The sequence below is a fragment of the Psychrobacter faecalis genome, assembly GCF_016107575.1.
GTDB classification, from domain to species: Bacteria; Pseudomonadota; Gammaproteobacteria; order Pseudomonadales; family Moraxellaceae; genus Psychrobacter; species Psychrobacter faecalis.
The window spans coordinates 22,510-46,293 of record NZ_JABAST010000024.1 but is presented as its reverse complement, the minus strand read 5'-3'; the positions used below and the strand labels follow the sequence as shown (position 1 = coordinate 46,293).

Sequence of the window (23,784 nt, the reverse complement as noted above, 5' to 3'; positions counted from 1 at the left end):
GCTTTATCTGGCGTGTACTATCATTCATTGCAAGATGAATTGAGGACACGCCCTAGGCTTTATCAATTATAAAAGCCGTTAAAATACATGTTAAAATCTATCCCTTTTAAATCCATTCAATATTGAGCATTTAATATCGCCTGAAATTTTTTGGCCAATTTTTTAACCAAAAAACATCAAAAACATCATAAGGAAATCATATGACCCGTCAAACCATTCAAACCGATAAAGCGCCAGCCGCCGTTGGCACCTATTCACAAGCGGTAAAAGTAGGCAATACTGTTTATATTTCCGGTCAACTGGGCTTTGACCCTGATACCATGGAGCTAAAAGAAGGCTTTGAAGCACAAGCTAAGCAAGTATTTGCAAACATCAAAGCCATCTGTGAGGCAGCCGGTGGCAGTTTAAATGATGTGGTTAAATTCAACGTCTCTTTAACCGATTTAAATGACTTTGCCGCGCTAAACGACGTATTTATCGCCAACTTAAGCGAGCCATATCCTGCCCGCGCTGCCGTACAAGTGGCGGCGCTACCTAAAGGCGGTGTGGTTGAAATCGAATCTATCATGTATATTGAATAAGACGATTATTGAGCATTACTGAGCATTACTGGTTTATAGTAAATGATAATAAGCTTAGCTTCATGCTAAGCTTATTTGTCTGTGCCTGTTTAGATTTGCGTTGTTGTTTCTATCCTCTATTCATTCGATAAAAGACTGCGAAGCCCAGTTATGTTGCTACAAGTTGCCCTGCCCGTGCCCCTTTATCGGGTATTTGACTACCGCTTGCCGGCAAACACGCCGTCATTAGCAAATGGCGCTGCCATGGCGCTACCAGCGATTGGTAGCCGTGTTGAGGTACCTTTTGGTCGTCAAACCTTAATCGGTATTGTCATTGCTCATATTGAGGAAGCGGCTAGCGACGTACCGACGAATAAGCTCAAACCTATTAATAAATGCTTAGATGCTGAGCCCATTTTAGACAGCAATATGCTAAAGCTCGCGCATTGGCTGGCGCGTTATTACCACTATCCGCTCGGTGACGTGTTAGCGGTGATGTTGCCAACCCTCGTACGCCAAGGTAAGCCGCTGGATTTACTCACTACCCATTGGCGGATTTTACCGCACGTCACTGATGCTGACTTTCATAGCAATGCCAAAAAACAAAAGCAGCAGTTTGAGATGCTTAAGCTACACGGTGAGCACGGCGCTAGTGAAGACGTCCTATTATTAGAAGGTATGCAGCGACCCTTCTTAAAGATGCTAGAAGAAAAAGGGCTTATCGAGCGCTATATTGAAGCGAAATCTGCGCCCGCGCCCGTTACTTTAGCAAAAATGCCGCTTGACCTAAATGAGGAGCAACGGCTTGCCGTCGATGGCATTATTGCTGCGCATGAAAATAAGCAATATACGGGGTTTTTATTAAATGGCATTACCGGTAGTGGTAAGACTGAAGTCTACTTGCAAGCGATGCAAGCGGTCTTGGAAGCGGGCAAACAAGTTTTGATACTAGTGCCAGAGATTGGATTGACGCCGCAGACGCGCGCGCGCTTTGCCAGTCGCTTTGCCGCTCATATAGTCTTATTACATTCGGGTATGAACAATACCCACCGCCTGCAAGGTTGGCAAGATTGCCGTACTGGTCACGCGCAAATTATCATCGGTACACGCTCGGCGGTGCTGTATCCGTTTGCGAATTTGGGCTTAATTGTCGTCGATGAAGCGCATGATGGTTCTTATAAACAGCAAGACACGCTGCGCTATCATGCCGCTGACGTCGCGCTGTATCGCGGACTCCAAGCCAATATTCCCGTCGTACTTGGTACTGCGACGCCTTCGCTTGAACATCTAAAACTGGTCGATGATGGCAAGCTTATCGAATACCAACTGCAAACTCGCCCTGGTAACGCCAAACCTGCAACCATGCAGCTGATTGACGCGCGCCAGCAAAGCACCCATCAACAGACGACAGACGACGGTGCACGTTATGATACCGGATTGACCGACGCGCTTATCGGCGCGATACGGCAAACGCTAGAAGCGGGCGACCAAGTATTGATATTTTTAAATCGCCGCGGCTATGCGCCAGTTTTGCTCTGCGAAGCGTGCGGTTGGCAAGCCGATTGCCCGCGCTGTGATGCGCATTTAACCGTGCATTATAATAGCCAATCGCAATCCAATTCCTATTCAAACAGCTCTTATTTAAAGTGTCATCACTGCGACTGGCAGGCCTATATTCCGACGGTTTGCCCTGATTGTGGTAGTCAAAATTTGGACGCCAAAGGTATCGGAACGACGAGGCTAAGTGAAAATTTGCATGCAATTTTTGCCAATCCGCAAACCAGTAAAGCGCTGTATCCTATTATCCAAATCGATCGCGATACCACCAGACGTAAAGACAGCTGGGAGAATATTTATCAGCGTATCAATGAAGGCAAGCCTGCCATCTTAGTCGGTACGCAAATGGTCGCCAAAGGTCATCATTTTCCCAACGTCACGCTTGTCTGCTTGCCTAATGCCGATCGCGGTTTTTTGTCCGCCGACTTTCGCTCGCCGGAGCATACCGCCCAGCTCATGATTCAAGTGGCAGGCCGTGCTGGTCGCGGGGACAAATCGGGGCGCGTGCTTATTCAAACGCTGCAACCTGATAATGCGCTGTTATTAAAATTGGTAAAAGACGGTTACTTATCATTCGCACGTGAGCTATTGCAAGAGCGTAAAATGATGGGCTTGCCACCGCATAGTTATGCTGCCCTAATACGCTGCGAAGGTAAAACGTTAGCTGCCACCACGCAAGCGCTAAAAGATGCCGTTGGTATTCTTCCAAACGCTCATAATCTTGCTGTTCTCGGCCCTATCGATGCGCCGATGAGTAAAAAGAACAGCCGCTACCACGCGCAATTACTGCTATTAGGCAAAGACCGACAGCAATTACATAGGGTACTCAATCACTGGTGGCAACCTGTACTTGCTTTGCCAAGCGCCAAATATCTAAAACTGACCTTAGATATCGACCCTGTCGGCTGGTAAACGTTCAATCTTAGAATACACCGCGCCAGTTTTAATCGTCATTCTATACATTAGCGTCAATAAAGAACGCTAGCCAAAATTCGCCTTATATCGTTTACTGCCTAGATACAGCAAGCCTTTAGTAAATGTGCTAAATTCTCTATAACTGTCTGGTTATGCATCGCAAGCCCAACTTTATAAGCAATCAAAGCTTTATAAATCCTCTATTTCACCTTTTATTATCCCGAGTATTGTTATGAATCAAGAGCGCCCGAAATCTAAACAACATGACCATTCTCATCAGAATGCGGCGATTGATACCCATAAACATGCTCAAAATCATGCAGATAATAGTAATATTCAAGACAGGTATACCAAGGATAATCAACACCATCATGACCACGATGAGCATCTAGAAGAGACGGTTGCACCGCGCGATACCAAGGGTTATCAGCGCACTTTGCTGTTTAGCTTTATCATCATTACAGGCTATATGTTTGTCGAAGCCATTGGCGGCTGGCTCACGGGTAGTTTGGCGCTGCTGTCTGATGCTGGTCATATGCTCAGTGACGCGGTAGCGCTTGGCGCGACGTTAATGGCCTTTAAAATTGGTGAAAAAGCGGCCACCCATCAAAAAACCTTTGGCTATAAACGCTTTGAGATTTTGGTGGCGACGGTCAATGGTGCAACGCTGGTTATTATTGCCATCATGATTTTTTATGAGGCGATTAAACGTTTTAACTCGCCGCCTGAGATTGCGACCCAAGGGATGCTTATCGTTGCGACCATTGGTATGCTGGTCAATATTGTGGTCGCTTGGCTGATGCATCGCGGCAGTCGCGGCACTGATACGCATGGGCATGCACATAATCATAACCATGGCGACAACCATGCACAGCAAGATGGACAAACTGAAGCTAAAGCACCAGTTAATTTAAATATGCAAAGTGCTTATTTGCACGTATTAAGTGACTTAATGGGTTCGGTTGCCGCTATCGTTGCCGCGCTTTTGATGATGAGCTTTGGCTGGGTTTGGGCAGATGCGGCAGCGTCGGTCATTGTGGCCATATTGATTTTATTTAGTGGTTATCGCGTGGTACGTGATTCGGTACATATCTTGATGGAAGGCACGCCAGAAGGCATCTCACTGGTAGAGGTCGAAGATAAACTACTTACCCATCCACAAGTCCAAAAAGTCCATGACCTACATGTTTGGAGTATCACCAGCGGTCTCAACGCCCTATCTTGTCACGTGGTCGTCGATGGTGAAATGAGTATTTATGAATCGAGTATCTTGATTGCCAGTTTAGAGCAGAGCCTTCTTGAGCTTGATATTCATCACGCAACGATACAGGTTGAAAGCTTAGCGCATCCGCAAACCAAAACCCATAGCGACGCCTTAGTCTGCGATATCTCCCAGCAGGCGACTAATAGCAATAGTCATATTGGTCACAACCATTAGGCATGATTTTAGGTAAGATTTCTAAGACACTAAACTTTAAACATTAGCCATTAATAAGCCAGATACGACATATCAAAAACAGTGCCCTTCTTATAACAATCAATTAAAACTAACCATCCATTAAAACCAACTATCCATTAAAACGTCGTCTATTTATGTTTCATTTATAAGCGACGTTTTGTCAAATAGTACTTTATCAAGTAATGGCTATAACGCAGCACAAACCAAATGAACCAAACTGCTGTTATGAGCCAAATACTTAGCCCCAGCCCCAACAGCGTCATGCGAATCCAAAAATCTAGCGCGCCGTCCATAAACTGTGGCAGATAAACCGGTCCCATATTTGACGCCAGTAGCAACCAAAATCCAAATACTAGCGCCAATCCTGCACCGGTAATTTTTAAAATCACTCTACTAAAAATTCTTAAGAAGCTCCGCCGATTATGATGATTTAGGAAGTATTTAGAGCCATTATCCATAAAAAAAAGCGCCTAAGAAAGAGAGTTAATTTTAAACAAGCTTATATCAGGTGACTTTTTTCATTGTAATAGGATGTTAAAAATCATGGGAAATTTGGCCGCGTCGCCATATTTTTTATCTAAATTCTGTATACTTAAAGCTGAAACGCCCAATTTGCCACTACTGGATTATTTTCTGCCATGTCAAGACGCTCAGCTCCTTTCGTTGCTCCAAGCTACATTGATGACCCTATCTCAAGCGAGGGTAAAAAGCATGCCAAAGCATTGCTATCGACGCTGCAAGAAGATATTGCCAGCTTTCGAGATGAGCAGTTTCCGCCTGATATTTTGCGGCAAATTCGTGATATGCCGATTTATGAAGGCAATTTAGCCGAAGTCCAAGCTTATCAGCAGCGTTGGCACAGTCTGCTTGAGCGCGCGATGGCATTTTATCCGGCGGCCAATCTGCCACCCGACTATTTGCCTTTGCCCGCCAGCCTTGAGATACCGCAGTTTATTTATCATGTGCAAAGGTTACATCTGACCAAGACCCGCGCCAAAGAATCCAAAAGTTTTGGCTCGGTCGGAGCGCTGACCGATAAATGTGGCGATTATAGTGCCGATGAAATCGCCCGTATGAGTGCCGTATTTGACAATGATGATGAGGCACGTTTGGTGGCGCATCGTGAATTTATTGATTTGCGCGCATATGTATTTTGCCGCGATACCAAGGGCGAGATGCTAGAGCCTGAGCGCGTACGCTTTTACCGCACGGGGCTTATCGTTCATGCCCTACCTGATTTTAAAATCGTCGACAGTCGTCAGACCCCGCGGAAACGCCGTAACGATGCTTATAGCAATCCGCTGGCAGACAATGGCGTATGGAAGATTTATCGTAAAAAATAAACGATGTTCAAAATTTTTGACTATTGATCTACCCCGTTTTACTGCTTATTTTATCGTTACCGCTAAGGATTCCAGATGCTCGCTGCCGCCGCCGGCTCACCAAACTTGATGTTACAAGCTACAATTTTCTTGGGGGCAGCGCTGCTGTTTGTACCACTTGGCAAGCGTTTCGGTATTGCGACGGTGTTAGGATATCTGATTACTGGTTTAATATTGGGCCCCAGTGGTTTAGACGTTGCAGGCGACGCCGAGAGCTTATTGCACTTTTCCGAGTTTGGCGTGGTCATGCTGTTGTTTATTATCGGTCTTGAGTTGCAGCCTTCACGATTATGGGCGCTACGGCGTTCGATATTTGTCCTCGGGGGATTACAAGTCGGTCTGACAGGCACGCTATTGATGTGGCTGTTACACCAGTTTTTTACCTTGCCGCTCGATACTGCTTTTATCGTCGGCTTTGGTTTGGCGCTGTCATCCACTGCTTTTGTCCTGCAAATATTAACAGAGAAACAGCAGCTTTCTAGTACCCATGGCCGTGAAGCCTTTACCATTTTATTATTCCAAGATATCGCCGTTATCCCTTTATTAGCCGTCATTCCGTTTTTATCAGGGGTGCGCGAGCAAAGCTACGATTTGATTTATTTTGGTAAAGTATTTGCCGTTTTTGCCGGACTTATCTTTGCCAGCCGTTATATCATTCGACCTTTCTTTAAATTTGTGGCATCTAGCGGTGCTTCAGAACTTTTAACCGCCGTCGCTTTATTTATCGTCATGGGCGTGTCTATTTTAATGGGACAAATTGGCCTATCGATGGCATTAGGTGCATTCTTGACTGGCGTATTGCTGGCGGATTCTGAATATCGTCATGAGCTAGAAGCCAGTATCGAGCCGTTTAAAGGCTTGCTGTTAGGGCTGTTTTTTATGTCGGTCGGCATGCTCACCGATGTCAAACTCATCTTAGCAAAGCCTATCTTTATCATCGGCTGCGCTATGGCGTTGATGGTGATTAAATTTGCGGTGATTACTGCGATTGCAAAAGTATCGGGCAATCGCTGGCCGACCAGTATTCGTTTGGGGGTTACCCTCGCTCAAGGTGGTGAATTTGCCTTTGTATTATTCAGTGTGGCGAGCGTGCAAAATGTATTGCGTCCTGAGCTTGCCAACACTTTAAACCTTATCGTCACCATCTCTATGGCACTGACGCCACTGGCATTTTTACTCTTAGAAAAAATCGGTGAGCCGCTCTTTGCCAAAAGAAAACCCAGCCGCGAGTACGATACCATTCCTGACGATGAGCATCAGGTGATTATTGCCGGTTTTGGGCGTGTGGGGCAGATTATCGGTCGGGTGCTGCGTATGCACAACATCGAATTTACAGCGATTGAGCGCTCGGCAAATCGCGTCGATTTCGTGCGTAAATTTGGTAACCAAGTCTATTATGGCGATCCAAAAAACCCCGAGATACTACGCGCCGCCGGTATCAAAAAAGCACGCGTTTTTATCCTTGCCATCGACGATGTAGAGCGCTCTATTACCACCGCTCAATATTTGCGTAAAAACTATCCTGATATGATTGTCTTAGCACGCGCCCGTGACCGCCAGCATTATTACCGTTTGCGTGAAGTCGGCGTCCGTCATATTTGGCGTGAGACCTATTTATCGTCTTTAGATATGTCACGTGAGTCGCTACAACTACTTGGTATCTCAGCAGAAAAAGCACGCGAAACCGTCCAAACTTTCCGCGATTATGATGATGATTTGATTGAACGCCAGCAAGCGATCTATGACGACGAAGCCAGTATGATTGAATCGGCACAATCAGCCATAGCGGAGCTTGAGAGCTTATTTGATGAAGATATCGATAAAGCCCGTAAAATGGATTTGACGGACTTTTATGACGCGCTAAAAAACCAATCCATACCCGCCGATGAAAAAGACGATCTGACCGCTGACTCTAAAAACTAACGGCTATTATAGTTTTATCGTTTATTAATCCTCGCTACAGCCTTTAGGCGCTTGCCTTTTATTTAGCGAGGTCGTACAGCGCCAATTATCACTATCGGGCAGATGATAAAAAACCAGCGTCTGCTCATTTAAATAACGTAATGGAAATTTGACGTTTTGAATGGTAGCGATAACTGCGCAATCGGTGTTTGTCACGCCAGCAGCTTGGGTATCAACCGCGATATTGACTTGCTGCGTGCCCATATCTAAAGGCAGATTAAGCGGACACTGTCCTGTTTGCCGATAGCTAAGCGCCACACGATTTTGTGCCGTTTTAGCAGTATCATACGCATCAAATAATATTTCATTTTCTTTAGGCTTGGCGACAATGGGCAAAAACTGTAGCTTGATTACCATTAATGCAAAAGCAAAAAATCCAAAGCCTAAGCCTAAGCCAAATAAACTGACCCCGCCTTCCTTTTTTAAATGCGCTTTTTGCGCCGCTTCATCGCGCGGATAATCATTGATAGCATCTGCAATCTCGCGCCGTGCCATACGGTAATAATAAGCATCTGTCCAGCGTGCCACCATAAACGACCAAAACAGCCAAATCAGCGCCGCGATAGCGATACGTATGCCCATCTGATACGCATCGGCAATAAAAGGCATCGCCACAAACTCAAACGCTACCAATATCAGCGCCACATTCAGTTGAATAAATGACCAACCTGCGACGCTATATACAATCGCATCCATATAGCGCTTGCGATACAACAGCCAAGGAAAGGTGACAAAGAACGCCGCCCAGTGCCATTTAGGCGACAGGTAGCCTTGCTCATCAAACTCCTTAAAGCGTTTAAGATAATACGACTGGCTACGCTGACTGATAAACCATTTATCCAGTTGTTCGCGTTTAGCAGCGCTCAGCTGTTCTTGATAAAACGGTGGCGGCGAATCCGTCTCGATAAATAACATGGTGATAGGCCTTACTGATTATTAAGCATAAATATTAACGCGCGGATTTGTATATCGTTTTTTTATCCAACGTTTCTGATTAAGTGGTTATTTTTAAACCCTTATTTTTAAAACATGCTGGCTATATGATAACGCCAAAAGCCCTGCGTAGAAAACCCATATATATGAAACCTATATATACAAACAGCCTATAAAGTTATAAGCGTTATAGCGGGTGCGCTAAAACTGTATTGTGCGTTCACAGTGGTGACGATTTCACTTATAATGAGGCAACTTTATCTACTTAATTAAGCTTTGTTAATCCTATGAGTCAACATCCTAAGCACAATGACATCAATAGTAGTGGTAACGATACGACTGATGCGCAAAACCCCAATACCGCTGATACCATGAACACAGAAATGCAAACCGCTTCTAACATTAACACTGATAGCGTTAATACTGATAACGTGGATGTGGATACTGATGCCAGCAGTCAGACTGAAGAGTCAACGGACAAGCACATTCGTATCGTTAATACCTTTATGAAACGGCGGACGCACATGAATAAAAATGCCGAACTGGCATTGACTGCGCCAGAGTTTGCGCATTACTTGGTCAATAACAGTTTCGGTGATGGCAATCTTGAGGGCATTAACGATTTACGCGCGTTATTTGCAGATAGCCCGAATGGCAGTGATGCGCCGCTGACTTTAGAGATTGGTTTTGGTCTAGGCGATTCGTTTATCGAGATGGCCGCCGCAGAGCCGACGCGCAATTTTGTTGGTGTTGAAGTCCATGAGCCAGGCATCGGTAAATGCGCCTATATGGCAGGGACGCAAGGGTTAACCAACGTTAAAATCATCAACGGTGATGCCATCCAATTGCTCAAGCAGCTACCAGAAAATCATATCGACCGCATTCAGCTTTACTTCCCTGATCCGTGGCAAAAAAAGCGCCACTATAAACGCCGTTTTGTCAGTCCTGAGCGCATGACAATTGTTACGCGCAGCTTAAAACAAGGCGGCTGGTTCCATACGGCGACCGACTGGGAACATTATGCCTTTTGGATGGTTGAGGTTTTAGATGCTTTTGCTGGACTGACCAATCAAGCAGGCGCAGGTAATTTCACCGTCCGTCCTGACTTTCGTCCAATGACTAAGTTTGAGCGCCGCGGTTTAGAGCGCGGACACGGCGTTTGGGATTTGATCTATATCAAGGATTAGGCTTGGTAGCGTAACCCTAGCATTCCTGCACGATAGCGGCTAAGATACTAATAACGTACTTAGCCGTTTTTTTATGCCAATTCATTTTTCCGCTTTTAGCTGAATTTTGCTACTTTTAGCATAGCCCTTGACATATAAGGCTTTGCATGTCGTTTTTAAGATATTGAGCCATTCAAGGCTGTTATTGAACGCCCTGTAGGCGCAGGCATTATGTGAAACATAGGCGTAACAGAACAATTTCTTTATTAAATTTAAAGTTGCAAAAATAGAAATCATCAATATTTCGCCTGTCTCTAAGTTTTTATGTCTGCGCAAACATCGGTAACATAAGGGTTTGCTGAGTTCTCCCCATAAGCTGTGGATAACCCTGTGTATAAGTCGCTACTTGACAAGCATTTCCTTAGATAGCTTAAAGGGTTAGGTAAAATCGTTCATTTTTTGTACAATTTTAAAAGCATTATAAATCAATTACTTACGACATATTTAAAAGATAAATAATATATTTTTAATTTTTTTCAAATTAATTTAAAGCTTATCAATGTTTCACAACCTACAAATAAAAATACTTTTTTTATTGTGGACAACTTACAAAACTATTGACAAACCGCCCTGTTATTAAGTTCAAAATATAGGGCAAAGCATAACTACTTCGTCATAATATCAGTAGAATAATAGGCGACATTCACTGTCGTTTAGCCGCTTGCTACGCTAAATATTGGGCTTGGCTTTTGTTATAATAGCCTTATCTAAACAACAGCGATATAACACAGAATAGCGCGACCAGTATCGCAAAGATAAACCTACAGCCATTATTATGGCAAATGAGCATTCGCATCTATGAACTTTTTTTTGCTTTTATCATGATTCGTTTTTACTGTATAGTAAGGTGATATAGCCGATATCACTGTCTTAAACCCACTATAACCCTCTACCTCAAACTTGCCAAACGTGTCGTTTACTGATGATGAAAGTCGTGAGTGATTTCACTGAGCAAGTCGTTATTTAACAAACGCTTTAAACCTATCGTTTTAAATGCCACGTTTGACATAACCAGACCATCTTATATTTATTATTTTTCACAAGGAGTCCTACATGGACGAAAATAAAGCCAAAGCCCTCAAAGCGGCATTAGGTCAAATTGAAAAGCAATTTGGTAAAAACACCATTATGCATCTTGGTGACGACTCAGCCACGCTTGACGCCGATGTGGTCTCTACCGGCTCATTGGGTCTAGATATCGCGCTTGGTATTGGCGGTCTACCAAAAGGTCGTATCGTTGAGATTTACGGTCCTGAAAGCTCTGGTAAAACCACCATGACCTTGCAAGCGATTGCCGAATGTCAAAAGCAAGGCGGCGTTTGTGCCTTTATCGATGCCGAGCACGCTCTTGACCCAGTTTACGCCCGTAAACTTGGGGTAAATACCGACGATTTACTCGTGTCACAGCCAGACAATGGCGAGCAAGCGCTTGAGATTACCGATATGTTAGTGCGCTCAGGGGCAGTTGATATGATTGTCATCGACTCCGTCGCGGCGCTAACCCCGCGAGCAGAAATCGAGGGTGAAATGGGCGATTCGCACATGGGTCTGCAGGCACGTTTGATGAGCCAAGCGCTGCGTAAAATCACCGGTAATGCCAAACGCTCGAACTGTATGGTGGTCTTTATCAACCAGATTCGTATGAAAATCGGCGTTATGTTTGGTAGCCCTGAAACCACAACCGGTGGTAATGCACTAAAATTCTATGCGTCCGTACGTATGGATATCCGCCGTATCGGGGCGGTAAAAAATGGCGATGATATCATCGGTAACCAAACCCGCGTCAAAGTTATCAAAAATAAGATGGCGCCGCCATTCCGTCAAGCTGAATTTGAAATCACTTACGGTGAAGGTACCAACCATCTAGCAGAAGTGATTGATTTGGGCGTTGAGATTGGCGCAGTTGGTAAAGCAGGCTCGTGGTATAGCTATGGCGATGAAAAAATCGGCCAAGGTAAAGCCAATTCGGTACTGTTTTTAAAAGAAAACCCTGCAATTGCTGAAGAGATCGAAGCGAAAATTCGGGCTGAAAAACTTGGCGTAGTCGACCCTAATAAAGCTCCAGACAAGGAAGAGCCTGAACAAGACTTTGCTCCTGAGCCTGTGCAATAATAGATTTTTTGTAGAATATGATTGTCTATCATGATTGATTATGAAAATTAAAACCTTAGCTGAAATACTCGCTGAGTCGGAAGCCGATTCAGCGAGTGCTACTCCTGCCAAATCCAAAAAGTCTACCAAATCCAAAAAGTCTACCAAATCCTCTGAGTCTGCTAAAAATTCTCAGCAGCCCTATCAAGAAAAGTCCAGGAAAAGGGCTAAACATACGACTTATACAAAAAAAGAAGCAACACCTTTACAGGACGATGCTATAGCGGATATAGACTCGCTTGTCTCATCTTCCTCTTATAATAAAAAACCTTCTAAAAACAAAAAGCGCAAAAAAAACTTTCATCCAGCGGCAAATTTCATTCCTGAGCCTAATAACGTACCTGCCTATCAGCCACCAGAAGCGCAAAGTATTAAACAGCTACTTGCCGAGGTCAAACACGATGTTCATAGTAGCGAAGATAATGACCATACAGACAGTAACACTGCTAAAGGTCATAGTGAATTAAACCATCAAGCTAATAATCAAACAGACAACCTACCTGCGGCGCTTAAAGCCTATTTGCGTACGCCTGAGCAACGCCAAGCGGATATCGACGCCATCAAAGCCGAAAGCCGTTTGCGCTGGTTGGCATTTTATTATCTATCGCGCCGTGAATACGGTAAAGCTGAACTCAAACAAAAGCTGCTAGACAAAGAACAAGACCCCGATAAAATTGATGCCCTACTTGATGAGTTTGCAGAAAAAGGCTATCAAAGCGATTATCGTACCACGCTGATGTTGATACGAGAAAATATCCGTAAAGGACGCGGACGCGCTCGTATTAAGCAAGAGTTCTATCATAAAAAGATAGCCATGCCCGGCAATATTGATGAGCTGATAGACATGGCTAATGTCGAATCTGAAGAGTTTAGTGAATTTATCGAGGAAGATACCGATAACTTGGTCGAAGGCGTCGATTGGCTAAAACTTGCCGTCACCGCCCGTACCAAAAAATATGGCGATAACATCCCAACTGAGCAAAAAGACAAGGCTCGCCAGCTACGATTTTTGCAATATCGTGGCTTCAATACCGATATCTGCTTTGAGGCGTTAAATTATACGTTAGATACCTTAGATGAGCGCTTCTAACCAATTTGAGCAAAATCATCGATGATTCATAATATTATCAGTCTATTTATCAATAATAACCAAGCAGTTTCCACCAAATCAAACCTGCGCCTATCCATACCACAAGATTGACCACACTCATGATGGCGCCGATAATCCACCACTCTCCTAGGGTCACATAGCCCGAGTTAAAAATAACCGGCGCCGTACCTGTTGCATAATGGGTCAGCGTCATCATAATATTGCCTGCCGCTGCTAAAATAAGCGCATATAACATCGGCGGCGCGCCTAGGCTTAACCCTACTGCATAAAAAGCAGCAAACAAGGCGGTAATATGGGCGGTGGTACTGGCAAAAAAGTAATGAATATACAAATAAACCAACGTCAAAATCACCACAGCGCCGATCCAGCCGACGCCTATCACGCCAATCATTGATTCGATGTTGCTTGAGAACCAGCCAACCAAGCCTAATTTATTGAGGTAAGACGCCATCATAATCAGTGCCCCAAACCATACAATGGTATCCCATGCTGATTTTTCTTTAAGCACGTCATCCCAAGTTAATACGCCTGTCAGTATAAGCGCCGTCAAACCGATAAAAGCAGTGGTTGTCGCATCGACACTTAATTGTTCACCAAAGATTAGTGCTGGAATATTGGCCCACAATATCAGCATTAAAGCGAAGACGCCCAACATGATTTTTTCCTGCGTGCTCACCTGCCCCATCTCGCTTAGATTGTCTTTAGCAAACTGTTTGGCATCTGGGGTGACTTTGACATCGGGCGGATAAATCAGATAAATAACCAACGGCATCAATAATAAACAGAGCATCCCCGGTATAAACATGGCCACTGCCCACGTCGTCCATGACAGCTGAATCTCACTCCCTGTGGCTTTATTGACCAAATCTACCACCAGTGGGTTTGGCGCGGTGGCGGTAATAAACATACCAGAAGTAATCGGATTAGCGTGATAATTAACCATCGCTAGATAACGGCCAATTTTATTTTGCGTGCCCTCTTCTGGCGTTGAATGAAAGCTTTGCGCAATTGACCGCATAATGGGGTGAATAATACCGCCACCACGAGCGGTATTAGAAGGGGTAATCGGCGCTATCATCAGCTCCGCTGCGCTTAACGAATAAGCAACGCCAATGGTCTTTTTTCCAAATATCGAGATGAAGTAATAAGCAATACGCCGCCCCAAACCCGTTTTTATAAGTCCTCGCGATATCATTACCGCAATACCGATGAGCCAAATCAGCGGGCTTGAATAGCTCGATAAGGCATCAGCGATGGCGTCTTTTGGACTGTCATTAGTCACCCCAGTCAGCGCCACCAACATAACGGCGATAATGGCAATCGCCCCGATGGGCAAGACTTTACCGATGATGGCCACAATGGTGGCGATGAATAAGGCCAGCATATGCCATGCTTCTGGTGTTACCCCATTTGGTACAGGAATCACAAACCAGATAATCAAACCAACTAAGATGGCAATTGCTGCTTGGATAGGCTTAAATGGCATGAGTAATATCCTTGTAAAATACTTATACCTTTATATCGCATGACTTTATATAAAGCTTTTTAAAGAAACTGGGTAATAACATGCAAAGCTATGAAGTAGCCTTAAATAAATTATACCGTTATCATAAATTTTTTGAATCTTCTTAGCGACTTTAGTCACGGTTCTTAACATATCTATCTTTTTAGCACTCGACTCACATAGAAAACTCTGCGCCCTTATCGCGTTAGAATGTAAGTATTTTTGCTAAGCTAAAACAAAAAAAAGAGCGCATGTATATGCACTCTTTTCTTAATGACGGAAAGGAAGATTTATAAAGGACAATTATTTTACTTTAATGTGCCTAATCGATTTGATAACTGATTGATAATTTGGTCAATCTCTTCATTGGCTTCAGGTTCATTTTCCAAATTGCCATTTGGCGTTAATTGGTTCATAACCTCAGGCAGTAGCTCAGCCAGACCTTGGTGAACTTCCATCTCATTTGCGCCGGTATGCGCCGCTACCTGCTGAATCTCACTTTCATCAAATAGACGGGTAATCTCATTAGGATCAAGATTATCATTGACCTCTTGGTTACTCATCCAAGAACGCGCTTGATTCTCGTAACCCATGCCAGTGATTTTTGATAAAGCGCCACTCAAACCACCATTGCGTTTGATCCAACTGAGTACCATCGGCATCAATGCAGCGATCAGCATACCTTTACCACCAAATCCCGCGCGCGAGGTTCGACCGCCACCCATTTGACCACTTAAGACGCTACCTAAAATATCGCCAAGTCCACCCGCGCCTGCACTCATACCGCCGCGCTGGTTTGCGCCCGTAAGCCCGCCGATGATGTCATCTAAACCAAAACCATTATCACTGCGGCGCTCATACTGCTGTGGATTGTAGCCACTTGGCTGGGTGCCACCACCTAATACACTGCCCAATATATCGCCTAAACCACCGGTGCGGCGTGGATTAATACGTTGGTTGACCGGGTTGCGTTGTCTATCCTCTGGGTCCATCGCACTGCGCGCCACTTGGCTGACTAAGTTTCCTAATAAGCTCATGATATCGTCCTTTTATTATAAATAATGTATCGTCAAATATCTGATCTTCTTTACTCATCTAAAAATCTATTCGCCACGGATATGGCAAATCCTTAAATAATAAAACAAATAAGATTTTGACGATTATGATTACTATAGCAAAACCCTTACTTAGCCTAGATAGACGTTTTGTTATGGCATGTAGCGGCATGTTAGTGATTGAAAGGATGAAATGAGAGGTAGGAAAAGATATATAAAGAATTGCACCATATAGATGACGCTACTTGTATTATTTTCTTAACGCGTGGTCTTTATTTACGCCATTTTAGCAGAAACGCTATTGGCTAAAATAGACAATTTGCGCCATTGCTCGGCGCTGACTTGATCCCGAAATATCGCGACTGCTAAAGGGCGCTGATAAGGTTCTTTGACAATAAAAATTTAAAGCATATCACCCAAGAATAGCTGCTGACTGCGACCAGCTCAGCTTGCCACAAGTTATCGCCGCGACTGCTCCGCATCAGAAGTTGCCAATGTTGATAGATGCTCTTATTTAAGGGCGGCTGGCTTAGATGCAGTAAAATCGGTCGCGATAGCGCTAAATAGCTTAGGGTAGCGGCACTTACAATCAATATGAGTACATACTGCCACAACGCCAATGACGCAAGCGCTGCCAATATCAGCAGCGCACTGACCAAAAGCAGATAAAACATCAAACGTATACGGCTCGCAGGCTGGATTGGCGCGTCGATACGTAAGGAGCTTAGCAATGTCATCGTTAGCATCCAAGCAGGATTTTATGTATTCAAAGCCTCTATCTAAAAGGCTGGTACTTTGAAAAAACCTTAATGGTTACGTTTAACTTTTACTATGACGCCATGTTTTAATTTTATTAACCAAATCCCATATCGCTGCATTTTCTGGACGGCTTTGGTTGGTAAAATAATCCAATAAATCTGGGTCTTCATGGGTCAGCATTTCTGCGAAAGTCGCCTGTTCACTCGGGTCGGCAGTTAAATATAACTCTTTAATATAAGGATCAATATAAAAGTCCAATTCTTTTAAGCCACGGCGTGCTTGATAAATAATGCGGCGTTGCTCGAGGGTGGGTTCTGGTTGCTTGTTTGGCTCTGGTTGATTGCTAATTGTCATAAAAATATTCCCATAGGTTTAAATGGTATTTAACTAAATAGACGTTAAATAAATAGTAAGATTAATAAATAACAGGAGTCAGCCGTGCTTATAAAAGCCTCGTCTATAAAAGGCAATCTAGCAACAGCCAGCTTATAAAAAGCTATTAGCCTATCAGCTTTGATTATACGCCGATAATTGCTGCCATAGCGTCACCGCTTGCTGCATCATAGCGACATTATGGGTGCGGATAATACTAGCGCCCTGTTGTAGTGCAAAAATCCCCGCCGCCGTTCCTACCGCGTCACGCTCTAGCGCTTGAGTATTGGCAAACGCTTCGACTCCGCTTTTGCTTAATACTTCAGCTAAAAAACGCTTACGTGAAATACCAAACATCATTGGCAATCCGAGCGTTTGCAGACGTTCGAGCTGACTTAATAACGCACAATGATGCTCATAGTTTTTTGCAAAGCCAAAACCTGGATCGATAATGATTTTTTCGCGCTTGATGCCCGCGTTTGTCACTTCAGCGATACGCGCTGTTAGCTCGGTACTGACTTCTTTAATCACATCATCATACTGAGCAAGATTGTTCATCGTCGTAGGCTCACCGCGCATGTGCATCAGCATGACAGGAATATCAAGCTTAGCTGCCATCTCTGCTGCGCCTTCACGCTTCAGCGCGCGAACATCATTCCAAATATCAGCGCCCGCTTCAAACGCTGCCTGCATAACGATAGGATTACTGGTATCAATAGATAACCAAATATCCTTGTTTAGACTACCTAGCTGTTGGCGAATCGCTTTGACGACTGGCACGACACGCTGCACTTCTTCTTCGGTAGACACAGCAGCGGCATTGGGCCGCGTAGACTCACCGCCAATATCAATAATGGTTGCACCCGCGCCTATCATGTCTTTAGCGTGAATGATGGCGCTATCAATCGCAGTAAACCGTCCGCCATCAGAAAAGGAATCAGGTGTGACGTTTAAGATCCCCATAATATGCGGCTGTGATAAATCTAAAGTTTTATCGCGGCTCGTTACTTTATAGCTGGGTAAATGCTGGAATAATGACATAACTTATCCATTATAAATTGTATTTTAAAGAACTGTGTTAGCGGTATTTACACTGTTTAAGATTATAAACGTCCATGATAGCAGCAAATCTTATTCCGTCCTAAAGCCTTCGTCAAATGACGCCCACAAAAAAGCCCTTTATCAAAAAGGGCTTTTTATCGACTATCTATGAGATTGTAATAAACGAGAAACTACATCGCTGGTAATGGCGGCGGTGTAGAGTTCGTCGGTTTAATATCAGTTTTCGATAAGTCTACTTCATTAGGCTGATAGACTCTTGGCGGACGAGGCTCTTCACCTGCCAAAATATCCTGCAACTGATCGCGGTCAATGGTTTCCCATTTCATCAGCGCATCTACCATCGCATGCATTTTGTCTTGATTGCCTTCAATCAATTCGCGGGCGATATCGTATTGCTCTTCTAGCATACGGCGTACTTCTTCATCAACTTTTTGCTGCGTGGCTTCCGAGATCGTCCGACCGCCACCACCAAAGTAACCTTGTGAGCTATCATCGTCTTCGTAAACCATGATGCCTAGCGCATCTGACATACCATATTTGGTTACCATCGCGCGTGCCATTTTGGTCGCACGTTCAAAGTCGTTTGAAGCGCCCGTTGACATTTGATTGATAAAGACTTCTTCAGCAATACGGCCACCAAACAATATCGCAATATCGTTAAGCATTTTTGATTTATACATGCTGGTCTGATCATGCTCAGGTAGCTGCCAAGTCACACCAAGGGCAAAGCCACGCGGCATAATCGTCACTTTATGAACAGGATCGGTGCCTGGTAGCAATTCTGCAACCAACGCGTGACCCGCTTCATGATAGGCTGTCGCGCGGCGCTCTTCTTCACGGATAACCATAGATTTGCGCTCAGGACCCATATATAGCTTGTCTTTTGCGTCTTCAAAGTCATTCATATCAACGCTACGTTTGTTACGACGCGCGGCAAATAACGCCGCTTCGTTAACAAGGTTGGCAAGCTGCGCACCACTGAAGCCCGGCGTACCACGTGCCAATGCATGGGCATCAACACCAATAGTATTTGGTAATTTGCGTAGATGCACTTTTAGGATTTGCTCGCGACCTTTAATATCGGGCAGACCTACTTGCACCTGACGGTCAAAACGACCTGGGCGCAATAATGCTTTATCAAGGACATCTGCACGGTTAGTTGCCGCGATGACAATAACGCCTTCGTTACCTTCAAAACCATCCATTTCAACCAATAATTGGTTCAATGTCTGCTCGCGCTCGTCGTTACCGCCGCCCATACCAGAGCCACGATGACGACCGACCGCATCAATCTCATCAATAAAGATAATACAAGGCGCGCTCTTCTTCGCTTGCTCAAACATATCCCGCACACGTGAGGCACCAACACCGACAAACATCTCAACAAAGTCAGAACCTGAAATCGAGAAGAAGGGTACTTTGGCTTCACCAGCAATGGCTCTTGCCAATAGTGTTTTACCCGTACCTGGAGGACCAACCATTAAGATTCCACGTGGAATCGTCGCGCCAAGCTTAGTAAATTTATCAGGGTCGCGTAAAAACTCAACAACCTCGACGACTTCTTCTTTGGCTTCTTCACAGCCAGCAACGTCATCAAAGTTCACCTTGATTTGGTCTTCGGTCAGCATTTTGGCTTTTGATTTGCCAAAGCTCATTGGACCGCCGCCTTTGCCGCCAGCACCGCCCTGCATATTACGCATAAAGAATAAAAACAGACCAATAATCAATAAAATTGGGAAACTGGCTATTAGCAGTTGCATCAAAACACTTTGACGCTTAGGCGCGGTGCCCTGAACTTCAACTTGGTTTTCGCGCAATAGTGGCATCAGCTGATCATCAGTCACAGCTGGACGAATGGTCTCAAATGATGAACCATTTTTCTTCTCGCCGGTGATTTGCTCGCCATCGATTTCAACACTGGCTACTTGGTTTTCTGACACGGCGGTCACGAACTCCGAGTAGTTAAGATTATCCGGCTCAGATGATTTGTCAAAGCCGCTAAACACCAGCACTAAAACACCGATCACCACCAGCCACAATAAGGTATTTTTTACCATGTCGCTCACTAGTTATTCCCATCCCTTACTTATTGGTGTGTTTACTAAACACGTGACGTCTATATATAAACGTATGTCTCACTATTCAATGCCTAGCTGCAAATTATTATTTTTACTTAGATTTAATGACTCTAAAAACCTGAGCAAAATAATAAATAAACGAACTAAAATGAATAACTGAGCGGTTAAAGCGTTTACTCTCAGACGACTTTGCTTAAAACATAGGCTTGATACGTAGATGTAAAAATATAGATTTAAAACAAAGTTAATATATCATGATATGTGGTGCTAACCTGTATAATTCAAGCAGCAATCACATTTATTCAGTTAACGGATTGTAGCGTTTTTACGCTCATTAACCATAGCCTTTATGGTGACCTTTTATCACACTTTATAGGATGGATGATTTGCGCAACTGCTTGACGTTAAAACCTTTTTATTAAATAGTTAAACGACCTACTACTTAATGGCAATCCAAAACATCTCTTTTGAGCGTGGTCGTGAAGCACCCGGTTTGATACTACGAATTTTACTAAAATCCGCCTGCATCTGCTTGCGTAATTCTTGCGTACCCTCGCCTTGAAACACTTTCATAATAAGCGCGCCACCTTCGGGTAAGGTTGTCAGCGCGAAATCGACCGCCAGCTCGCATAAATACATCATGCGCGGCTGATCAATGGCACTGTTACCAGCGGTATTAGGTGCCATATCCGATAGCACCACATCGACCTTTCGGTTGCCGACTTCTGCCATGATACGCTCGAACACATCTGCCTCACGAAAATCACCCTGAATAAAGGTCACATCGGGCAAAGTATCCATCGGCAGTATATCAGAGGCAATCAAGACGCCTTTTTCACCGACCAATTTGCCAGCGACTTGCGACCAACTGCCGGGCGCACTGCCCAAGTCAACGACGGTCATGCCTTTTTTAATCAGGTTGGTTTTCTCATTTATCTCCAGCAATTTATAAGCAGCGCGGGCACGGTAGCCATCTTTTTGGGCTTTTTTCACATAAGGATCGTCAATATGCTCTTGCATCCAAGCACTACTACTTTTTGACAATTTTTTATTTTCAATACGCGTGACCAAAATGACTGCTCCTATTGTCTGGTAATATACCTGCTTGCAAATACATCGTTTGTAAAACACGACTGGCGGTTTATAAAGGGGTTATTTATGACAATTTTAATAAGTGTCTACTAATTATCTATAAAAGCGCTTTTATCAGCATATGATTACGCTAGTGCTGAACAACGAAATCTTGTATCTGTCTCATTACCCTTTAACCGCGAAATTCTCTTGGCAAAAACACTGCTTTATAAACCTGTAGCGTTTATAATGTACTCATACTTTCAGTTTAACATTTTCATCACGTAAAATCGTGCAAAATCCTGCTGATCTCATGCAAGGTGACCATAGATTATCTATAATGGTCATTATCTGCTCGCAATAGTACCTGCTTTTATTTTTACCAACATCTAGGAATAGTATGCAACTCGATAACGCTACCGTTAAACGCCTAAAAGGCATTGGTCATGACCTAAAACCGATTGTTATGATTGGCAATAAAGGCATTACCCCAAGTATCGCTGAAGAGATTGATCGTGCTTTGACCGATCATGAACTTATCAAAGTAAAATTGCCAGCTGGCAGCAAAGAAGAGCGCGATGTCATTGGCGCTGAGCTTGCCGCAGCGGCTAATGCGACTTTGATACACTCAATTGGCCGTATGGCACTGTTACTGCGTCAAAACCCAAACGCCAATCCAAAGCTGTCAAACCTTGCGCGTCACGCCCAATAAATAAGCTACCTATTTAATTTTAGCTTATGTTCTATCTTATTGAATAAAAGCCGCGCTGCATTTGCTCGCGGCTTTTATGCTATTTATAGTCAGTTTAAATAAAATACTACAAGTATCATAATGCGCTACTGTTATTAAACTCTGGATATTATCGACCTATGAGCCAAATTTTTAATTTATGCTTAGCAACTGATACGCTAGCCGCTGATGCCGAGCAGCTAGGTGTCACCATAGGAGACTTAAAAAGCATTCAAATAGAAGTGGTCGCAACTTTGGTCAATAGGGCTGTCATTGCCCAGCCTACAGAATGGCAATTACAGCTTGATTACTGCATCACGTTACCGCTTAAATCGTTAGCAGCGCAATTGTACTGGCCAACATGGCAAGCTGAACAAGTGGGTTTTGCAGATTATTTATGGGAGCAGACTTGTCTTGAGTGCTTTTTAGCAGGCAAGTTGATAAACAGCGCCGTTTCGATAAATGAAAATAATAACAAAACAAATCCTTATATGGAAATTAACGCCAGTCCTGACGGCCGTTATGCGCTTTATCAATTTGCCGACTATCGTAAGCCTGCGACATTACCGCCAACGCCGCTGTTACAAGGAAATGGGCAAACACGGGCTTCTATTAATTGGACAGCTCCTCCCTTCTCAGTGAGTAACGCCGCTGACAACGCAGCGCTGCAATCGGGTTCGATGCCAACCTCCTCTTTTAATGGTCCATTAATAGCTGGCGCTAAAACTTATCATTTCGAGCGTAGCTTTTATTTATCATTAAACCAATTATCCCAAATACAGACTACCAACGATGAGATTGGCATTGAATACATCCATCCTTGTGTGATTTTAAGCTTTGATACTAAATTCGGTAAGACGGCGTTATATTTCGCGCCCAATCACGCCGCCCCGCCCGATTTTCACGACACGCAGTATTGGTCAGTATTTGATGAAAAAGTGGCAATGCTCAAACCTCATTCTATTCTTTAATCATATTTACCTTTTATTCTCATGCTTTAGAGCAAAAAAAAACCAGTAATGCCATCAAGAGCATTACTGGGTTCGGAGAAAACACTGAATTCTAAAATCTATAATCGTTATTTCACGCTTGCTGATTAGTCAGCCATAGCAAGATAGATACCGCGGTTCGATGCATCGTCAACGTATTTAGAATCGCGCCAAGTGGTATAACTGTATACACCGCTATATGGGCTGATGCTACTCTGGCGGAAGTCAGATACCCAATCATTGCCATCAAAGATTTGAATATGACCATGCGGATGCTTTGAGCTGCGATCATAAACCACAACATCGCCTACTTGTGGCTGTGTATTATTACTAATCTTAGCAAAGCCAGCTTGGGCTAGCGTACCACGAGAGGCATACTGATAGGCTGACGGATTTGGCGTAAACTCGTAACCTGCTGATTGTAATGCTTTACGGACGTAACGGGCACAGTAACCTGTGCTGCTTGAGCGCGCAACGCGTGACGCATTGGCGGCGGCGATAGCAGGAGCAGAATAACGATCAGGTACTGATTTTGCTTGCTGCTGACGCTGCTCATAAGATAAGCGGCTGGTTAGCGAAGCAAGCTGATATTCTTTCTGTTTTGCATGCGCACTAAGATTGTCAATCGCTTGGCTGATTTCGTCATTGCTAGAAACATAAGCACCGCTATTGGTGCTATAGATATTGCGACTTGAACCGTAGTTCGCAGAAGTAGAGATATTTGTAATGGTATGACTCAAGGTATTATTTGGTTGAAAGGTTGTTTCGACAGCACCACTCGTCTGTGCTATACCCATTCCCAATACTGACAAAATTAATAAAGCTTGTTTCATAAATTTACTACCTATTGTAAATACAGGATTGCTCGCCGTCCGTGACAAAGCATGAATTAATTTAGGGAAGATGAC

At 44.0% G+C, this 23,784-nt stretch carries 20 protein-coding genes; 10 read left to right on the top strand and 10 right to left on the bottom strand.

The features are described 5' to 3' along the window. The first annotated feature begins 200 nt into the window (after positions 1-200). The 3 genes from JFC07_RS08755 to JFC07_RS08745 all read left to right on the top strand — a co-directional run bounded on the left by JFC07_RS08755 (position 201) and on the right by JFC07_RS08745 (position 4,470). Positions 201-581 (top strand): RidA family protein, encoded by a 381-nt coding sequence (locus JFC07_RS08755; protein WP_068403824.1) that lies wholly within the window; start codon positions 201-203, stop codon positions 579-581. Between the two features lie 150 nt (positions 582-731). Beyond that, entirely contained in the window at positions 732-3,029 is a 2,298-nt protein-coding gene (locus tag JFC07_RS08750; RefSeq protein WP_198328866.1) for a primosomal protein N', read from the top strand. A gap of 235 nt (positions 3,030-3,264) precedes the next feature. Next, a complete protein-coding gene (locus JFC07_RS08745; RefSeq protein ID WP_068403822.1) occupies positions 3,265-4,470 on the top strand; it encodes a cation diffusion facilitator family transporter in 1,206 nt (401 codons plus the stop codon). Between the two features lie 164 nt (positions 4,471-4,634). Here the strand turns inward: JFC07_RS08745 and JFC07_RS08740 are convergent, their stop codons facing one another. Then, on the bottom strand, positions 4,635-4,949 hold the full coding sequence (locus tag JFC07_RS08740; RefSeq protein WP_068403821.1) for a hypothetical protein: 315 nt from the start codon (positions 4,947-4,949) through the stop codon (positions 4,635-4,637). Positions 4,950-5,129: 180 nt separating this feature from the next. On the opposite strand from JFC07_RS08740, the gene JFC07_RS08735 reads away from it, so the two are divergent. Next, a complete protein-coding gene (locus tag JFC07_RS08735; RefSeq protein ID WP_068403819.1) occupies positions 5,130-5,834 on the top strand; it encodes a hypothetical protein in 705 nt (234 codons plus the stop codon). Between the two features lie 75 nt (positions 5,835-5,909). Further along, complete coding sequence (locus tag JFC07_RS08730) at positions 5,910-7,796, top strand: monovalent cation:proton antiporter-2 (CPA2) family protein (RefSeq protein ID WP_068403818.1); 1,887 nt, start codon at positions 5,910-5,912, stop codon at positions 7,794-7,796. 24 nt (positions 7,797-7,820) lie between these two features. On the opposite strand, the gene JFC07_RS08725 is transcribed toward JFC07_RS08730, so the two are convergent. Beyond that, complete coding sequence (locus JFC07_RS08725; protein WP_068403817.1) at positions 7,821-8,750, bottom strand: DUF2628 domain-containing protein; 930 nt, start codon at positions 8,748-8,750, stop codon at positions 7,821-7,823. 389 nt (positions 8,751-9,139) lie between these two features. Here JFC07_RS08725 and trmB point away from each other — a divergent pair, with 389 nt between their 5' ends. From trmB to JFC07_RS08710, 3 genes are all read left to right on the top strand, one after another. Then, the gene (gene trmB / locus JFC07_RS08720; RefSeq protein ID WP_068403853.1) at positions 9,140-9,955 is read left to right on the top strand and encodes a tRNA (guanosine(46)-N7)-methyltransferase TrmB; all 816 of its coding nucleotides are present in this window, start codon (positions 9,140-9,142) and stop codon (positions 9,953-9,955) included. A gap of 1,092 nt (positions 9,956-11,047) precedes the next feature. Further along, positions 11,048-12,106 carry a recombinase RecA gene (gene recA / locus JFC07_RS08715; RefSeq protein ID WP_068403815.1) on the top strand — a complete coding sequence of 353 codons (1,059 nt, stop codon included), beginning with the start codon at positions 11,048-11,050 and terminating at the stop codon, positions 12,104-12,106. Positions 12,107-12,146: 40 nt separating this feature from the next. Then, positions 12,147-13,235, top strand: coding sequence for a regulatory protein RecX (locus tag JFC07_RS08710; RefSeq protein ID WP_068403814.1), 1,089 nt, complete (start codon positions 12,147-12,149; stop codon positions 13,233-13,235). Positions 13,236-13,284: 49 nt separating this feature from the next. Here JFC07_RS08710 and JFC07_RS08705 read toward each other — a convergent pair whose 3' ends face one another. The 7 genes from JFC07_RS08705 to JFC07_RS08675 all read right to left on the bottom strand — a co-directional run bounded on the left by JFC07_RS08705 (position 13,285) and on the right by JFC07_RS08675 (position 21,157). Beyond that, entirely contained in the window at positions 13,285-14,742 is a 1,458-nt protein-coding gene (locus JFC07_RS08705; RefSeq protein ID WP_068403812.1) for an anion permease, read from the bottom strand. Between the two features lie 326 nt (positions 14,743-15,068). Then, positions 15,069-15,797 (bottom strand): YidB family protein, encoded by a 729-nt coding sequence (locus tag JFC07_RS08700; protein WP_068403810.1) that lies wholly within the window; start codon positions 15,795-15,797, stop codon positions 15,069-15,071. A gap of 383 nt (positions 15,798-16,180) precedes the next feature. After that, positions 16,181-16,552 carry a hypothetical protein gene (locus JFC07_RS08695; RefSeq protein ID WP_227678281.1) on the bottom strand — a complete coding sequence of 124 codons (372 nt, stop codon included), beginning with the start codon at positions 16,550-16,552 and terminating at the stop codon, positions 16,181-16,183. Positions 16,553-16,634: 82 nt separating this feature from the next. Next, on the bottom strand, positions 16,635-16,928 hold the full coding sequence (locus JFC07_RS08690) for an FAD assembly factor SdhE (RefSeq protein ID WP_068403808.1): 294 nt from the start codon (positions 16,926-16,928) through the stop codon (positions 16,635-16,637). 153 nt (positions 16,929-17,081) lie between these two features. After that, the gene (folP, locus tag JFC07_RS08685) at positions 17,082-17,987 is read right to left on the bottom strand and encodes a dihydropteroate synthase (RefSeq protein WP_068403807.1); all 906 of its coding nucleotides are present in this window, start codon (positions 17,985-17,987) and stop codon (positions 17,082-17,084) included. A gap of 191 nt (positions 17,988-18,178) precedes the next feature. Next, entirely contained in the window at positions 18,179-20,074 is a 1,896-nt protein-coding gene (gene ftsH, locus JFC07_RS08680) for an ATP-dependent zinc metalloprotease FtsH (protein WP_068403805.1), read from the bottom strand. A 450-nt stretch (positions 20,075-20,524) separates the two neighbouring features. Beyond that, positions 20,525-21,157 (bottom strand): RlmE family RNA methyltransferase, encoded by a 633-nt coding sequence (locus JFC07_RS08675; protein ID WP_068403803.1) that lies wholly within the window; start codon positions 21,155-21,157, stop codon positions 20,525-20,527. Between the two features lie 400 nt (positions 21,158-21,557). Here JFC07_RS08675 and JFC07_RS08670 point away from each other — a divergent pair, with 400 nt between their 5' ends. Together JFC07_RS08670 and JFC07_RS08665 are read left to right on the top strand one after the other, a co-directional pair. Next, positions 21,558-21,869, top strand: coding sequence for a YhbY family RNA-binding protein (locus JFC07_RS08670; protein WP_068403801.1), 312 nt, complete (start codon positions 21,558-21,560; stop codon positions 21,867-21,869). Between the two features lie 158 nt (positions 21,870-22,027). Then, complete coding sequence (locus JFC07_RS08665) at positions 22,028-22,858, top strand: DOMON domain-containing protein (RefSeq protein WP_068403799.1); 831 nt, start codon at positions 22,028-22,030, stop codon at positions 22,856-22,858. A gap of 125 nt (positions 22,859-22,983) precedes the next feature. On the opposite strand, the gene JFC07_RS08660 is transcribed toward JFC07_RS08665, so the two are convergent. Next, positions 22,984-23,709 carry a CHAP domain-containing protein gene (locus tag JFC07_RS08660; RefSeq protein WP_068403797.1) on the bottom strand — a complete coding sequence of 242 codons (726 nt, stop codon included), beginning with the start codon at positions 23,707-23,709 and terminating at the stop codon, positions 22,984-22,986. Positions 23,710-23,784 lie beyond the last annotated feature (75 nt).

Coding starts and splice junctions, on each gene's coding strand:
- JFC07_RS08755 (WP_068403824.1), top strand. CDS start 201: ATGACCCGTCAAACCATTCAAACCGATAAAGCGCCAGCCGCCGTTGGC.
- JFC07_RS08750 (WP_198328866.1), top strand. CDS start 732: ATGTTGCTACAAGTTGCCCTGCCCGTGCCCCTTTATCGGGTATTTGAC.
- JFC07_RS08745 (WP_068403822.1), top strand. CDS start 3,265: ATGAATCAAGAGCGCCCGAAATCTAAACAACATGACCATTCTCATCAG.
- JFC07_RS08740 (WP_068403821.1), bottom strand. CDS start 4,949: ATGGATAATGGCTCTAAATACTTCCTAAATCATCATAATCGGCGGAGC.
- JFC07_RS08735 (WP_068403819.1), top strand. CDS start 5,130: ATGTCAAGACGCTCAGCTCCTTTCGTTGCTCCAAGCTACATTGATGAC.
- JFC07_RS08730 (WP_068403818.1), top strand. CDS start 5,910: ATGCTCGCTGCCGCCGCCGGCTCACCAAACTTGATGTTACAAGCTACA.
- JFC07_RS08725 (WP_068403817.1), bottom strand. CDS start 8,750: ATGTTATTTATCGAGACGGATTCGCCGCCACCGTTTTATCAAGAACAG.
- trmB (WP_068403853.1), top strand. CDS start 9,140: ATGAACACAGAAATGCAAACCGCTTCTAACATTAACACTGATAGCGTT.
- recA (WP_068403815.1), top strand. CDS start 11,048: ATGGACGAAAATAAAGCCAAAGCCCTCAAAGCGGCATTAGGTCAAATT.
- JFC07_RS08710 (WP_068403814.1), top strand. CDS start 12,147: ATGAAAATTAAAACCTTAGCTGAAATACTCGCTGAGTCGGAAGCCGAT.
- JFC07_RS08705 (WP_068403812.1), bottom strand. CDS start 14,742: ATGCCATTTAAGCCTATCCAAGCAGCAATTGCCATCTTAGTTGGTTTG.
- JFC07_RS08700 (WP_068403810.1), bottom strand. CDS start 15,797: ATGAGCTTATTAGGAAACTTAGTCAGCCAAGTGGCGCGCAGTGCGATG.
- JFC07_RS08695 (WP_227678281.1), bottom strand. CDS start 16,552: ATGACATTGCTAAGCTCCTTACGTATCGACGCGCCAATCCAGCCTGCG.
- JFC07_RS08690 (WP_068403808.1), bottom strand. CDS start 16,928: ATGACAATTAGCAATCAACCAGAGCCAAACAAGCAACCAGAACCCACC.
- folP (WP_068403807.1), bottom strand. CDS start 17,987: ATGTCATTATTCCAGCATTTACCCAGCTATAAAGTAACGAGCCGCGAT.
- JFC07_RS08670 (WP_068403801.1), top strand. CDS start 21,558: ATGCAACTCGATAACGCTACCGTTAAACGCCTAAAAGGCATTGGTCAT.
- JFC07_RS08665 (WP_068403799.1), top strand. CDS start 22,028: ATGAGCCAAATTTTTAATTTATGCTTAGCAACTGATACGCTAGCCGCT.
- JFC07_RS08660 (WP_068403797.1), bottom strand. CDS start 23,709: ATGAAACAAGCTTTATTAATTTTGTCAGTATTGGGAATGGGTATAGCA.